The sequence below is a fragment of the Pseudomonas sp. B2021 genome, assembly GCF_018135665.1.
Taxonomy (GTDB): domain Bacteria; phylum Pseudomonadota; class Gammaproteobacteria; order Pseudomonadales; family Pseudomonadaceae; genus Aquipseudomonas; species Aquipseudomonas lactis.
This window is the reverse complement of sequence record NZ_SMOF01000001.1, coordinates 3,183,155-3,198,182: the sequence shown is the minus strand read 5'-3', so window position 1 is coordinate 3,198,182 and position 15,028 is coordinate 3,183,155. Positions and strand designations below refer to the sequence as shown.

At 59.6% G+C, this 15,028-nt stretch carries 10 protein-coding genes; 5 read left to right on the top strand and 5 right to left on the bottom strand.

Annotated elements, in window-relative coordinates; genetic code table 11:
* Positions 1-390: 390 nt before the first annotated feature.
* Genes E1K68_RS14275 through E1K68_RS14255 form a run of 5 tightly spaced genes read right to left on the bottom strand, consistent with a single transcriptional unit; the run spans position 391 to position 5,948 of the window.
* Positions 391-1,164, bottom strand: coding sequence for an enoyl-CoA hydratase (locus tag E1K68_RS14275; RefSeq protein WP_003191236.1), 774 nt, complete (start codon positions 1,162-1,164; stop codon positions 391-393).
* 11 nt (positions 1,165-1,175) lie between these two features.
* Complete coding sequence (locus E1K68_RS14270) at positions 1,176-2,303, bottom strand: acyl-CoA dehydrogenase (RefSeq protein ID WP_003191237.1); 1,128 nt, start codon at positions 2,301-2,303, stop codon at positions 1,176-1,178.
* A 9-nt stretch (positions 2,304-2,312) separates the two neighbouring features.
* Positions 2,313-3,497, bottom strand: a complete 1,185-nt coding sequence (locus E1K68_RS14265) for an acetyl-CoA C-acyltransferase (protein ID WP_212614278.1) — start codon at positions 3,495-3,497, stop codon at positions 2,313-2,315.
* Between the two features lie 12 nt (positions 3,498-3,509).
* Entirely contained in the window at positions 3,510-4,277 is a 768-nt protein-coding gene (locus E1K68_RS14260; RefSeq protein ID WP_212614277.1) for an SDR family NAD(P)-dependent oxidoreductase, read from the bottom strand.
* Positions 4,278-4,298: 21 nt separating this feature from the next.
* The gene (locus E1K68_RS14255) at positions 4,299-5,948 is read right to left on the bottom strand and encodes an AMP-binding protein (protein ID WP_212614276.1); all 1,650 of its coding nucleotides are present in this window, start codon (positions 5,946-5,948) and stop codon (positions 4,299-4,301) included.
* 336 nt (positions 5,949-6,284) lie between these two features.
* On the opposite strand from E1K68_RS14255, the gene E1K68_RS14250 reads away from it, so the two are divergent.
* The 5 genes from E1K68_RS14250 (at position 6,285) to E1K68_RS14230 (ending at position 15,018) form a co-directional block, all read left to right on the top strand.
* Positions 6,285-7,178 (top strand): bestrophin family protein, encoded by an 894-nt coding sequence (locus tag E1K68_RS14250; protein WP_014718479.1) that lies wholly within the window; start codon positions 6,285-6,287, stop codon positions 7,176-7,178.
* A 70-nt stretch (positions 7,179-7,248) separates the two neighbouring features.
* A complete protein-coding gene (locus tag E1K68_RS14245) occupies positions 7,249-8,307 on the top strand; it encodes a tetratricopeptide repeat protein (protein ID WP_212614275.1) in 1,059 nt (352 codons plus the stop codon).
* 156 nt (positions 8,308-8,463) lie between these two features.
* Complete coding sequence (locus E1K68_RS14240; protein ID WP_003191247.1) at positions 8,464-9,963, top strand: ATPase domain-containing protein; 1,500 nt, start codon at positions 8,464-8,466, stop codon at positions 9,961-9,963.
* Positions 9,963-11,633 carry an ATP-binding protein gene (locus E1K68_RS14235; RefSeq protein ID WP_003191248.1) on the top strand — a complete coding sequence of 557 codons (1,671 nt, stop codon included), beginning with the start codon at positions 9,963-9,965 and terminating at the stop codon, positions 11,631-11,633. The genes E1K68_RS14240 and E1K68_RS14235 overlap by 1 nt, the downstream gene beginning before the upstream one ends.
* Positions 11,634-11,754: 121 nt before the next feature.
* Positions 11,755-15,018 carry a hypothetical protein gene (locus E1K68_RS14230; RefSeq protein ID WP_212614274.1) on the top strand — a complete coding sequence of 1,088 codons (3,264 nt, stop codon included), beginning with the start codon at positions 11,755-11,757 and terminating at the stop codon, positions 15,016-15,018.
* The last annotated feature ends 10 nt before the right edge of the window (positions 15,019-15,028 follow it).

Here is a 15,028-nt window from a genome sequence, read left to right as displayed (position 1 = left end):
CAGGGATGCCGGTTTAGCCGCCCCGCGCCATGGATGGCGCGTGGCGGCGGCCCCCCAAATCACTGACGAATTACGGGCACACCGAGCCTAAGCGAGGTGCCGAGTGGTGGGGCAAGAGCGTTTTGCTTACTTTGCCGCTTTTGCAAAGTGAGCCGCCGTCAGGGCGGAACCCTAAGTGGCCGTTACCGCAGCAATGGATATGTACACAATCCAACTGCGTTGACTGCTAGGCCGCCTTCGCGAGCAAGCCCGCTCCCACAAGTTTGACCGCAGGGGATCAGGTAGATAGGCGCCGGCTGGGAGGCCGCCATCGCAGGCAAGCCAGCTCCCACAGTTGGATCGTTGGGGTGTCAGGTAGGTGTCGGCTGGCAGGCCACACACCCATCAGGCTTACTTATCCTTGAATTCCGGCGCCCGCTTGGCCACAAACGCGGCCATGCCTTCCTTCTGGTCCTGGGTCGCAAACGCCGCATGAAACACCCGACGCTCAAAACGCACGCCTTCAGACAGGCTGACTTCAAACGCACGGTTCACACTTTCCTTGACCATCATGCTGATCGGCACAGATTTACCGGCGATCAGGGTAGCCACCTTCAGTGCTTCCTCCAGCAGTTCATCGGCGGGCACGATGCGCGCCACAACCCCGCAGCGCTCGGCCTCCACCGCGTCGATAAAACGCCCGGTCAGGCACATCTCCATGGCCTTGGCTTTGCCCACCGCACGGGTCAGGCGCTGGGTGCCGCCCATGCCCGGCAGCACGCCCAAGTTGATTTCCGGCTGGCCAAACTTGGCGGTGTCGCCGGCAAGGATAAAGTCACACATCAAGGCCAGTTCACAGCCGCCGCCCAGGGCGAAACCATTCACGGCGGCAATGATCGGCTTGCGACGGTTGGCCACGCGGTCGCTGTCGCTGAACAGATCGTCCATATAGATCTGCGGGTAGGTCAGCTCGGCCATTTCCTTGATATCGGCACCGGCCGCGAAGGCCTTTTTCGAGCCGGTCAGCACGATGCAGCCAATTTCAGGATTGGCTTCCAGGCTGTCCAGCGCCTGGTTCAGCTCGCTGACCAGTTGTGCATTCAGGGCGTTCAGCGCGTTGGGGCGGTTAAGCGTGATCAGCCCGACACGGCCCTGGACGTCAAGCAGGATGGTTTCGTAACTCATGTATCGGCTCCTTAAAGATTGCGTGAGATGACCATGCGTTGAATATCGCTGGTGCCTTCGTAAATCTGGCAGACCCGCACATCGCGGTAGATCCGCTCCAGGGGGAAGTCGTTCAGGTAACCGTAACCGCCCAGGGTTTGCAAGGCGGCTGAGCAGACTTTCTCGGCCATTTCCGAGGCAAACAGCTTGGCCATGGACGCTTCCACCAGCGCTGGCTTGCCGCTGTCACGCAGGGCGGCGGCGTAATGCACCATCTGCCGGGCGACGGCGATCTGGGTGGCCATGTCGGCCAGGCGAAAGGCGACGGCCTGGTGTTCGATCAACGGCTTGCCAAAGCTTTCACGCTCACGGGCATAGTCGCGGGCCGCTTCGAAGGCGGCGCGGGCCATGCCCACCGACTGGGAGGCAATGCCCACGCGGCCGCCTTCCAGGTTGGCCAGGGCGATTTTGTAGCCTTCGCCCTCCTCGCCCAGGCGGTTGGCCACCGGCACTTTCACGTCTTCAAACAGAATCTGGCAGGTGTCCGAGGCATGCTGCCCCAGCTTGTCTTCCACCCGCGCCACGGTATAACCCGGCGAATCGGTGGGCACGATAAACGCGCTGATCCCACGTTTACCCGCAGCGGGGTCGGTGACCGCAAACACAATCACAATCCCGGCGTTTTGCCCGGAGGTGATGAACTGTTTACAGCCATTGAGCACATAGTGGTCGCCTTCAAGGCGCGCACGGGTTTTCAGGCTGCTGGCATCGGAGCCGGCCTGGGGTTCGGTCAGCGCAAAAGCACCCAGCATGGCGCCGCTGGCCAGGGGCGTGAGGAACTGCTCTTTGTGCTGATCATTGCCAAACTTGAGGATCGGCACGCAACCCACCGAGTTGTGCACGCTCATGATCGTGGAGCAGGCACCGTCGCCCGCGGCGATCTCTTCCAGGGCCATGGCGTAGGCCAGGTAGCCGGTGTCGCAACCGCCCCACTGTTCTGGCACCAGCATGCCGAAAAAGCCCAGTTCGGCCATTTCCGCGATGGCTTCCTTGGGAAAGCGATGCTCGCGGTCCCACTCGGCGGCGAAGGGTTTCAAACGTTCCTGGGCAAATTGCCGGGCGGCGTCGCTGATCTGCAGTTGTTCGTCATTGGGCAACATAGGTCATCCTCAATACAGGCATTCAACGGCCATGGCCGTGGCTTCACCGCCGCCAATGCAAATGGCTGCGACGCCACGCTTGAGCCCCTTCTGGCGCAGGGCCGCGAGCAACGTCACCAGGATACGTGCGCCAGAGGCACCAATGGGGTGGCCCAATGCACAGGCGCCGCCGTGCACGTTGACCTTGTCGTGGGGAATCTCCAGCTTGCTCATCGTCACCAGGCTGACCACGGCGAAGGCCTCGTTGATTTCGAACAGGTCCACCTCGTCCAGGCTCCAGCCGGTCTTGCTCATCAGCTTGCGGATCGCTCCTACCGGCGCCACCGGAAACAGCCCCGGCTCATCGGCAAACGCGGCGTGCCCGTGAATGACTGCCAAGGGCTTGAGGCCACGCTTGAGCGCCTCGGACTCACGCATCAGCAACAACGCCGCGGCGCCATCGGAGATCGAGCTGGAGTTGGCCGCTGTCACCGTACCGCCGTCACGGAACGCCGGTTTCAGGCTGGCAATCTTGTCCAGCTTGGCTTTTGGCGGTTGCTCATCATGGAGGATGGTTTTTTGTTCCTTGCCCACGGTGACCTGCACCGGGACGATTTCACTGGCAAAGCTGCCGTGGGTGATGGCCTCTTGTGCGCGGGTCAGGGAAGCGATGGCAAACGCGTCCTGGGCCTCACGGGTAAAACCATTGTGCTCGGCGCAGTCCTCGGCAAAGGTGCCCATCAGGCGCCCCTTGTCGTAGGCATCTTCGAGGCCGTCGAGGAACATATGGTCCAGCACCTTGCCGTGGCCCATGCGGTAGCCGCTGCGCGCCCGGTCCAGCAGGTACGGGGCGTTGGACATGCTTTCCATGCCGCCGGCGATCACCACATCGACACTGCCAGCGCGCAGCGAATCGTGGGCCAGAATCGTCGCTTCCATGCCGGAGCCGCACATTTTGTTGAGGGTGGTGCAGCGCGTGCCCTTGCCCAACCCGGCGCCCAGGGCAGCCTGGCGGGCAGGTGCCTGCCCAAGCCCGGCGGGCAGCACACAGCCAAACAGCACTTCGTCGACGGCATCGGTGGCGATACCAGCACGCTCGACCGCCGCACGAATGGCGGCAGCGCCCAATTGCGGCGCGGTCAGGCTTTTAAGGTCGCCCTGGAACCCGCCCATGGGCGTACGCACAGCGCTGACAATAACAATAGGATCGTTCATAGCCATTGCTCCTTATTTGGCGGCCATGCGCAAGGCACCGTCGAGACGGATCACCTCGCCATTGAGCATGCTGTTTTCAATGATGTGGCGTACCAGCGCGGCATATTCGGCGGGTTTGCCCAGACGTGGCGGGAACGGCACGCCTGCAGCCAGGGAGTCGCGGACTTCGTCGGTCATGCCGGCCATCATCGGCGTTTCGAAAATGCCCGGTGCGATGGTCATCACCCGGATACCAAAGCGCGCCAGTTCCCGGGCGGCAGGCAAGGTGAGGCTGGCGATCGCGCCCTTGGAGGCGGCGTACGCAGCCTGACCGATCTGCCCATCGAATGCCGCCACCGAGGCGGTATTGATGATCACGCCGCGCTCGCCGTCGGCATTCGCCTCGGTTTCAGCGATCGCCGCAGCGGCCAGGCGCAGCAGGTTGAAGCTGCCGATCAGGTTGACGTTGATTACCTGGGCAAAGCTTGCCAGGCCGTGCGGGCCGTTCTTGCCGAGGATCTTCTCGCCGCGCACCACACCCGCACAGTTGACCAGGCCATGCAAGCCCCCAAAGGCCTCGACCGCTGCCTTCACCGCCGCTTCTGCAGCAGCTTCCTGGCTGATGTCTGCTACGGCACTGCGGGCGTTGTCGCCCAGTTGCTCGGCCTTGGCGGCCACGGCGTCGGCGTTCAAGTCCACCAGCATCACCTTGGCACCTGCGGCGACCAGCATTTCAGCGGTGGCCGCGCCGAGGCCCGACGCGCCGCCGCTGACCAGGAATACCTTGTTTTCAATCTGCATCGTTGTTTCCTTTTAAAGGGATCAAGCCACGGCCGCCTGGGCCTTGGCTATTTCCTGATTGCGCAAAATAAAGCGTTGCAGCTTGCCGCTCGGGGTCTTGGGCAAGTCGCTGACAAATTCGATTTCCCGTGGGTATGCATGGGCGGCCAGGCGCTGGCGCACGTGCAGGCGCAGTTCTTCAGCCAGCTCCGGGGTGGCACGGTATTGCTCGCTGATCACCACAAAGGCTTTGACCAATTCGGTGCGCTCCGGGCAAGGCTTGCCGACCACGGCAGCCTCGACCACCGCCGGGTGTTCGACCAGCGCGCTTTCCACATCAAAAGGGCCCACCCGATAGCCGGATGTAGTGATCACGTCGTCGCTGCGCCCGACAAAGCTGATGCTGCCGTCCGGGTTCAGCTCCACGGTGTCGCCGCTGAGGTAGTACTTGCCGACAAAGGCCTTGGTTTTCACGCCGTCGTACCCGGCAAACCAGCACATAGGCGATTGCTCGCGGTCGATGGCCAGGATGCCGGGCTGGCCGGCCGGCAGCTCCTGATGGTTGTCATCCAGCACCACGATGCGATGCCCCGGCGAGGCAAAACCCGCCGAGCCGACATGCACCGGATGCACCAGGCCGTGGTGGTTGCACAGCACCATGCCCAGCTCGGTCTGGCCGTAATGGTCGTGGATGGTCACGCCCAGGTTGTCGGCGAACCAGCGGATCACCTCCGGGTTCAACGGCTCGCCGGCGCTGCTGACGATGCGCAGCTTGCCCTTGATCGAACGCGCGAACTGTTCGCCACCGGCAATCAGCAGGCGATACGCCGTGGGCGAACCGGTCAGGTTGGTGATTGAGTATTTATTGATCACCCGGCAGGTGCTTTCCAGGGTGAACGGGCCATCGTAGAAGGTGATCGGGTGCCCCATGGACAACGGCCCGGTCACGCCGAAATAGATGCCATAGGCCCAGCCCGGGTCGGCAACGTTCCAGAACGCGTCCTCGGGGCGCAAGTCCACGGCGTCGCGCATGTAGCCCTGGAACGCGACGATGGCCTTGAGCGGTACCGACAGCGCCTTGGACGGGCCGGTGGTGCCGGAGGTGAACATCAGCAGGAACGGCTCCTCTGCGCCCAGCAGCACCGGCTCGCAGTGAGAAGAGTAGCTGGGCAGTTCGGCCCAGAAGCTGTAGTCGCCCCGCACGATACCTTCGCCCTTGGCCCCGGCGACCGTGACGATGGTCGGGCAGTCGGCGACTTCCGCCAGCTTGGGACGGTTCACTGCATCGGTGACCACCAGCGCTGCGCCCGAGCTGTTCAAGCGATGTTCAATTGCCTTGGGTCCGAACGCGGTAAACAGCGGCTGATAGACCGCGCCGATGCGCCACGTCGCCAGCACGACCACCAACAATTCGGCAGTACGGGGCAACAGGCCCGCCACCTTGTCACCGCGCTTGACGCCCTGGGCCAAGAGGAAGTTGGCGAAACGCGCGGCCTGCTCTTGCAGTTCGGTAAAGGTTGACGTGGCGCTGCGTCCGTCCTTGCCCTCCCAGAACAACGCGATGCGCCCCGGCAACGCGTGACGGTCACAGCATTCCACGCAGGCATTGAGCGCTTGCAGATTGCCGGCCAGTGCGGCGTCGACGGTGTGCTGGTAATCAAACTCGGTGGTGGCAGCCAAATACTCACGCATCGCTTCCTATCCTTCTGTGTTTTTATTTTCAGGACGTTTACAACTCGAAAAAAGCGCTGAAATAGTCGCTCCAGAGCGGCGTAGCAGCAATGGTCAAAGCCTTCAACTTGGCTGACTGGTTTGGCCATGGCTATCTGTAGGAGCGAGCTTGCTCGCGAAAAACTCACAGTCGCCGCGTTTAATCAGGATGCGCGCGTTATTGTTGACGTTTTTCGTGAGCAAGATCGCTCCTACAAAGAGTCATTGAGTCGACTGATCAGGCGGTCGATCCAAGTGATTGGACGCTCCGGGTGCCAGCTTCTACCCTGATGATCTGCACCGCCACAGAAGCCCGCCATGATCGTTCGCCCCAAACCCAACGTCCTGGGTATCCTGTTCTCCCTCAAAGGCTCCATTGCCAAGCGCATTGCCTGGCGCAGCCTGCTGGTCACGCTGCTGGCCTCGGTCATCGTGCTGGTGGAAACCCTGCACCCCGCCTATTTTTCCAAGGTCAACGCTACGCCCTTCACCTTGTTGGGCCTGTCACTGTCGATCTTCATGAGTTTTCGCAACAACGCCTGCTACGACCGTTGGTGGGAGGGCCGCAAGCAACTGGGGCAAATGGTCATTGACGTGCGCTCGCTGATTCGCGAGACCCAGGTGCTGGGGGACACCGCCGAGCGTGCTGGCCTGCTGCGCGGCCTGTGCGGTTTTGCCCATGGCTTGGTCGCGCATTTGCGCCATGAAGATCAAGCCCGGGCGATACACCCTTGGATCAGCATGCCAGTGGGCCACCCCAACTTGCCGGACAGCGTGCTGCAAACGGTCGGTGCGCGCTTTTCGGTCCTGGCACAACAGGGCGTGATCAGCGAATGGCGCTACACCCAACTGGAAGCCCGGCTAGTCAGCTTGAGCCAGGTGCAGGCGGCATGCGAGCGTATCAAGACCACGCCACTGCCCTTTCCCTACACCCTGCTGTTGCACCGCACCATTTACCTGTTCTGCATCTTGCTGCCATTCGCCATGGCCGAGCCACTTGGCTGGTTGACGCCAGTGTTCACCGCGATTGTCAGCTACACCTTCTTTGGCCTGGATGCGATTGGCGACGAATTGGAAGACCCCTTCGGCTTCGACGAAAACGACTTGCCGTGTGACGCTATCCTGCGGACATTGGAGCGCGAGATCCTCGCCGCCCTTGGCGAAGTCAACCTGCCGCCTGCGTTGGAGCCTGCGGACTACGTGCTGACCTGACGCGGGTTTGACACTCGCCTCGCACTGACCGAAGCTTGGAACTTTGCTGCCCAAGCTTTCGGACGCCTGCATGTCAAAGTCACGCCGTTACTCCATCATCGGCCTGTGCGCCCTGTTGCTGATCGTACTGATCACCTGGTTTTTCTCTCGCACCCCGGCAGTGGCCGTCCCCCCAGCCATCGCCCATGGCTATTCCAAGGCTTTGAAGCAGGCGCATAACGGCGAGCCCGGCGCCGCACGTGTGTTGTACCAACAGCTGGGCCGGCCGGACCTGTCGCCCGAGCGCCGCGCCGCCTTGCATGCTGAGCTGCCCAATTACCCCAGCCCCCAGGCGCTGAAGCTGGCCGATAAAGACCTCGCCAATGAGTCGGCGCTGGTGCGCGAAGCCGCTATTCACAGCATCGTCGGCCTGGTGCCCACTGGCCAGCGCACCTTACTGCTCGGCCCGGTGCTGGACGATCCGGAACAATCGGTGCGCTTTGCCGCCGCCAACGCCTTGCTGGGCCTGTCGCCCGATACACTGGGTTTGTACTTTGGCCCACTGCAGCAGGTGCTCGATGAATTCGTGACAACGCTCAAGGCCCAGCCCGAAACCGCTGAAGGCTGGATTCAATTGGCGCGTCTGTACATCCACAGCGCCCTGCTGCCGGAGGCGCAAAACGCCCTGGAGCAGGCAATGCGCTTGCAGCCGGACAACCTGCAAGCGGTGGTATCGCAAATCGAACTGCTGGACAAGCAAGGCAAGACCGACGAGTCGCGCCAACTGCTGGCCCGGCAACTGGCGGCGCATCCGGAGTCGGCCTACCTGCAACATGCCTTGGGCATCTGGCTGTTGCACCATGGCGAGCGCCCCTACGCCCTGCTCGGCCTGTCCAAGGCGGTGGAGCTTGCGCCAGACAACCCGGATTATCGCTATGACCTGGCCACCACCCTGCACGCCCAGGACGAAGTAGAGGCGGCCCAGCGCCAGCTGGAAGAAATCGTCCAGCGGCATCCCGCCAATCGCAAAGCCCGCGTGTTGCTGGTCAATTACTGGAAAGAGACCGGGCAGTTGCAGAACGTTCAGGTGCTGCTCGCCCAACTGGAGCAACAGAACCCGGATGATCCGGCGCTACAACAGGGCCTCTGATAGGCGATCAGCTCAGCACCGCAAAAACGTGTAAAGCGACCTCTCTTCGTACAATTCATCCAAAACGTTGAACCGCTAGTGGCCACTACGGTCAAGTGAATATGGCGCGTCCCAGTCGGCGTGCCCCTCTACTTGTACGTGACCTGAGGGCACTTCTTGAGTACATCCAAACAGCTGTTGAGTGAAAAGGCGGCCACCGGCGTCGAAGGTCTTGATGACATTCTTGCCGGGGGGCTATCGCGAAGCCACGTGTTTTTGCTCGAAGGCGAACCCGGCACCGGTAAAACCACCGTGGCCCTGCATTTTCTGCGGGCCGGTGCGCAGAACGGCGAACGTTGCTTATATATCACCCTGTCCGAAACCGAGCACGAACTGCGCCAGGGTGCCAAATCCCACGGCTGGGACTTGGATGAGCATATTCATATCTTCGAGCTGACCCCACCGGAAAGCCTGCTCAACGCCGATCACCAGCAAAGCCTGCTGTACTCCTCCGACCTGGAGCTGGGTGAAGCCACCCGCCAGATCTTTGAAGTGGTAGAGCGGGTCAAGCCGACCCGCGTGGTGGTCGACAGCCTGTCTGAGATCCGCCTTCTGGCGCAAAGCTCGTTGCGCTATCGCCGGCAGATCCTGGCGATCAAGCACTACTTCGTGCGTTATGACGCCACCGTGTTACTGCTGGATGACTTGACCACCGAATCCCTGGATAAGACCGTGCACAGCGTTGCGCACGGGGTGATTCGCCTGGAGGAGCTGACGCCCAACTATGGCGCCGAGCGTCGGCGTATCCGTGTGGTCAAGTACCGGGGCCAGAAATACCGTGGCGGCTTCCACGACTTCACCATCATGGGCGACGGCATTCACGTATTCCCGCGCCTGGTGGCGGCCGAACATCGCGGCGGTTACAACCGTCAAACCTTGAGCAGCGGTATCGAGGAGTTGGATTCTCTGCTCGGCGGGGGGATCGAGACCGGCTCCAGCAGCCTGATTCTCGGCCCGGCCGGTACCGGCAAGTCTTTGATCTCGATGATCTTCGCCGCCGCCGCCGTGGCCCGTGGCGAAAAGGCTGCGCTGTTCATCTTCGATGAAGAGCTGGGCCTGCTGTTCGAGCGCATGAAAAACATGGGCATCGACCTCGCTGCCTTACGGGACACCGGCAACCTGCTGATCGAGCAGGTCGACGCCGCCGAACTCTCCCCCGGCGAATTTTCGCACCGGGTTCGCCGCTGCGTGGATGAGCGCGGCATCAAGACCGTAGTCATCGACAGCATCAACGGCTACCAGGCCGCCATGCCCGAAGAGAACGCGCTGATCCTGCATATGCATGAGCTGCTGTTGTACCTCAACCGCCGTGGTGCGGCCACCTTCATGACGGTGGCCCAGCACGGCCTGGTCGGCGACATGCAGACGCCAGTCGACATCACCTACCTGGCTGACACCGTGATCCTGCTGCGTTATTTCGAGGCTCTGGGCAAAGTTCGCCGGGCCATTTCGATCATCAAGAAAAGAACCGGCTCCCATGAGTCCACCATTCGCGAATACCGCATCGGCAGCCGCGGCATGACGGTGGGTGTGCCTCTGGATAACTTCCAGGGTGTGCTGCGCGGCATTCCGACCTATATGGGCGCCGGTTCCCCCCTGCTCAAGGATGAGGGCTAGTGCCGGCCCTTTCTCCCGTCTCCGAGCGCGCCATCGTGCTGGCGCCCATGGGCCGCGATGGCTCATTGGCGTTGATGATGCTTAATGAAGCCGGCTATAGCGGGATCGTCGCCAATAGCCTGACCGCGCTGTGCGAAGAGCTGACGCAAGGCGCCGGCCTGCTCATCATTGCGGCTGAGGCCCTGCGTGGCGTCGACCTTGAGCCGTTACTTGAGCTGTTGCATCAGCAGCCGGCCTGGTCCGACCTGCCGATCGTGCTGATGACCCAGCATGGCGGCAAAGAGCAGAACGGCTCGACCCGCCTGAGCGGCTTGCTGGGTAACGTCACGTTTCTGGAGCGGCCATTCCATCCCATCACCCTGATCAGCCTGGTCAGCGCCGCCCTGCGCGGTCGGCGGCGCCAATACGAGGCGCGGGACCGGTTGATTGACTTGAGCGAGAGTGAGCTGCGGCTGCAGCGCACCCTGGAAACCCTCGAGCAGCAAGTGGAAGAACGCACCGCCCAATTGCGTCACAACGAAGAAGCCCTGCGCCAGTCGCAAAAAATGGAAGCCGTCGGCCAGTTGACCGGCGGTATCGCCCATGACTTCAACAATATGCTTACCGGCATTATCGGCAGCCTGGAACTGCTGCGCCGACGTGTGGCGCGAGGCAAACTGGATGACCTGGACGGCCTGATCGACCTGGGCGTGACCTCCGCCAACCGCGCGGCCAGCCTCACCCACCGACTGTTGGCGTTCTCCCGTCGACAATCGCTGGACTCCAAACCCGTGCAGATCAACCAGTTGGTCACGGCCATGGGCGAATTGTTGCAACGCAGCATCAACGAAAGCATCAGCTTGGACATGCGCTTGAGCGACGCTTTATGGACGGCCGAAGCCGACCCCAACCAGCTCGAAAGCGCCCTGCTCAACCTGGTGATCAACGCGCGCGATGCCATGCCCACCGGTGGCACGCTCAGAGTGGAAACCACCAACCGCCACCTCGACAGCGTCTTCACCGCCGCCTACGGCACCCTGATACCGGGCGATTACGTAGAGCTGAGTGTCAGTGACAACGGTTGCGGCATTCCCCAACACCTGATGGGCCGCGTATTCGATCCGTTTTTCACCACCAAACCCATCGGGCAGGGCACAGGGCTGGGGCTGTCAATGATCTACGGCTTCGCTCGCCAGTCTCGTGGGCATGTGACGATTCACAGTGAAGTCAACAAAGGCACCACGGTCAGCCTGTTCCTGCCACGTTTTATCGGCGAGCCCCAAACCCAGGCGCCGCTCAACCCCACATTGCTGCCGTTTGCCAATGCAGGAGAAACGGTGTTGATCGTCGAGGATGACCCTGCGGTAAGGGTGCTGGTCAGCGCCGTGCTCAAAGAGCTGGGGTATGGGTTTATCGAGGCTGGGGACGCGAACACGGCGGTGCCAATCATTGAGTCCGAACAGCGTATTGACTTGATGATCAGCGATGTGGGCTTACCGGGTATGAATGGTCGGCAGCTGGCAGAAATAGGCAGGCAGATTCGTCCTGAACTCAAGGTGTTGTTCATTACAGGCTATGCCGAGCACGCAGCGGTGCGCGGTGGTTTTCTCGACCCTGGCATGCAACTGATCACTAAGCCGTTTACTTTCGATTTATTGACCGCCACGGTCCGGGAGATGATCAAGGCATAGGGCGGCCGCGCTACGTAATTCGGCGTTACGGTTGAGCAGGAAATAGATGGAATCGTTGTGGTTGTTTTTCCACATATGTGGGCGAACAACATGTTGCCCACATCGATTAGGAATATTTCTGATGACTGCTATTTCCAACTCACGCGTGTCGGATTTGCATAGCCCTCAACTGGCAAAAGCCGATCCAACACCGTCACCTGCCCACCTCGAGATCGCCACAGAGCTTGCGGGACGGGGAGGAAGCCTCCAGCAAAGGGGGGATCGAAAGTTACTTGAGTTCTACACCCAGGACTTGAAGGAATTGTCGGCCGGCAATCAAGACTATCGACAGGCCACTGTTGAACGTATCCCGCCCCATTCATCCTTCGGGCAGTCGCGTGCGCTGTTGGATAGCATCCTTAAAAGCCCGGCGTTCCAAAACTGGGCCAAAGAGAATGACGTCGATCTCTCAAAAGAGATCACTATTAATCTCGCCAGCGGTACCATCGGCTTCACCACTATGGGTACCAAGCCCCGAAATCCCTTCGACTTTTCGCCGCCCAAGCCCTCCGCCGGATCCGCCGATATTCACAGCTTTATGGGTTGGCCGCTGCTCAAGAGCGCTGCCAACACGTTGGCAGGCTCCGGCAACGTCATAAAGTTTGACCCCGCGACCACCGCAACCAGTGCGAAGGTCGCTGAGATCGCCCAGTTTCATGGTCATACCCTGCCTTTTGACAGCACTCTTTCGCCTGCAGAGCAACAGGCAGCCATCACGCAGTACATCAACAAATGGGAGCATAAAGATGACCTGTTCCCTGAAAATGTCGAAACGCCCTCCCAGAAACATCTGGAGAGTCAAGCCTCGCAACTGGGCGATCTGAATAACCGGAGTTCTGTGATTGCGGCAATAACAAAGGTTGCAGACAGTGTCGTTGAGGGGCTGGAAGACCACGACTCCAAAAGTTCGCTCGCCAATGAAAAAGACCACGCAGAATACAATCTAATTATTAAGCAAAGGATTAACGCTATTCTGGATACGCCCATCCAGATAGATCCCGCGTCATCCTACTTCAAGAACCGCAATCTGAAACCGGGCGTGGCCGTGACGCTGCGCGACTACCTCGTAGGAAGCGGCATTTCACTTCCAGCTAATGAGACTGAGTTAAAGAGCATTGCGCAGTCGTTGGCAAGTCCACCAATTGAAACACCGATGCATGGCAATCTAGGGGGTGCGCTTTCATGGCCAACGCCAATGAGTAATGCTGATCAGCGCGCACTCATCTCCATGACAAATAAGTTTTTGGAAGGCCAACCAGAACGCAACTTGCTCGACTATCTGACACGCGGTCTTGATCTGGGAGATGACGTCTCGAACGATCGTAGCAGTGCCATCGACCGCATCCTCAAGTCACCCAATGCTGAAATCTTCGCCCGGGCGGCCGAACGCGAATTTGGCGAAATTGCATCGCCCGACGTCATCGCCGAATGGGTGTTGACAGCCCTCTACACGTCGATGGATGCCCTTGGCGTCAACACGACTGCGCCAGACTCGAGCCGGACCAAAGTTGCAGGGTTCGACCTGGCCCACGTTAACCTCTCAGGCAAGAACATCGCCGAAATACACAAAGAGCTGGCTCATCACTTACTCGTCAACAAAATCGCTTCAGTGGAAAACCTGGAGCTTGCCATGGAAATCCTGTTATCGCGCAAGGCACCGGAGCTTCTAGTCAAGGAGATACCTGACACATTGGTAAAGGGCACCCACTCCTGGGTCAGTTTTACGACCGCCGTCGCCCGTCTCGAAGCCGAGGCCCCTGGCTCGACCAACAAAATGACGTATGCGCAGGTCATGATGCGAAATGAGCTGGCGCCGATAACGTTGGCAGACAAACTGGTTGAGCAGCAGGCTCAAAGCGACGCATTGAAAGACTGGGGTGTTCAGAACGGCGTGCTGGATTGGAACAGCACAGATAGCTACTCAGAAGAAGATATGGCGAAGGTGCGTGCTGCATTCAAAGACCAGGTGGATCGCTTGAATGAGGCTTCCAATGCGTTTGCGAAGATGCCCCCTAATCTTCATGACATGACCATGGCCTACATAAAAGAGCTGAACCCGCATTTGTCGGAGGAGCAAATCAAACAAAAAGTGCTGACGCCAAAGGAATCCACCTTTTTCTCATTTCCAGGCCCCTACTCACTGCTGGATGTATTCATCCACACCGCGCAACTCCACAAGGAAGTGGATTTGCATACCTATACTTCCAGCGATAAAAATATCGACCTCAGCACCATTACCGCTCCGAAATTCGAAAAAAATTTTGTGAACTCTCATTTTGAAGGCGGGCTGAGAGTATATCTCGATGGCTTTGAACAAGGCACGCAATCGCAAGTCAAGCATTTGATTTCAAAGCTGCCACTTGAAGATCGGAAAATCATTGAACATGGGAAAATCTCGGTTTCTAAGGAAGTTGATGTAACGTACACTCCTTACTCTCAAATCCAAGAACAAAAAGACTCTTCCACCACCAGTGTATTTGTGCAAAGCGAAGTTGTGGATGCACGCGGCAATAAACGCACCCACACGTATGAGATAGACAGCGCCAAGAACACTATTCGAAAACGCCCCGATCTGGATGACACACGTCCAGGCCCCATTCCCGACGATAAAAGGAATGCAAAGCATCTCGTCCCCCTCGTCCCTGATGGCGACTACAAAGAAAATGTCCTCTCGCCCTGGCCTGATAACAGCACCCACGACGCGCCCAACAGTTTCTCCAGCGAAAAGACACAGTACATTGCTGATGCCATGGTGAAAAAAATTAACATCCGCGGTTACGCAGACGAGTTGCGGGGTACTACCACGTTCGATGGTGAAGTACCTTTTTATCAAAAATTAGAAGATTTCGTGTTGGGTCTGATTCCCGGTTACAACGCCATCACTAACTTTATCAAGGGCAACTGGCGAGAAGGCCTCATCGATTTGGCGTTCGATGCGTTCGGTTTTATCCTGGCCGGCGCCGGTGGGGCCGCACGGGCCGCGGGCGCTGGCGTCAGGACGGCCACATCTACGCTGGGGAGCACCGCGAAAAAGCTGTTGCGTGGCGCAATAGGCGCGCTCAACCCCATAGATGCCCAGGGCCTGCTACTGGCCGGGGTGCAGGAAGGTATCAGCTACTTGGCCAATCGCAGCCCCGAGGGAAATAACCAACCCCGGATAAAAATCAACTATGACCCCGTAAAGATATTCAGGAACGTTGAGAATGCCACCGTGGGCAGCGCCACGATGCAGGGCAGCATGACTAAGATTGCGGCCACCCAGAAAAATGGCAAATGGTATGCACTTGATCCTGTCAGCAAACAGCCCTATGGCCTGCCTTTAAAGGATTTCGTGCCTTCGGCATAAAGGCGGCAAC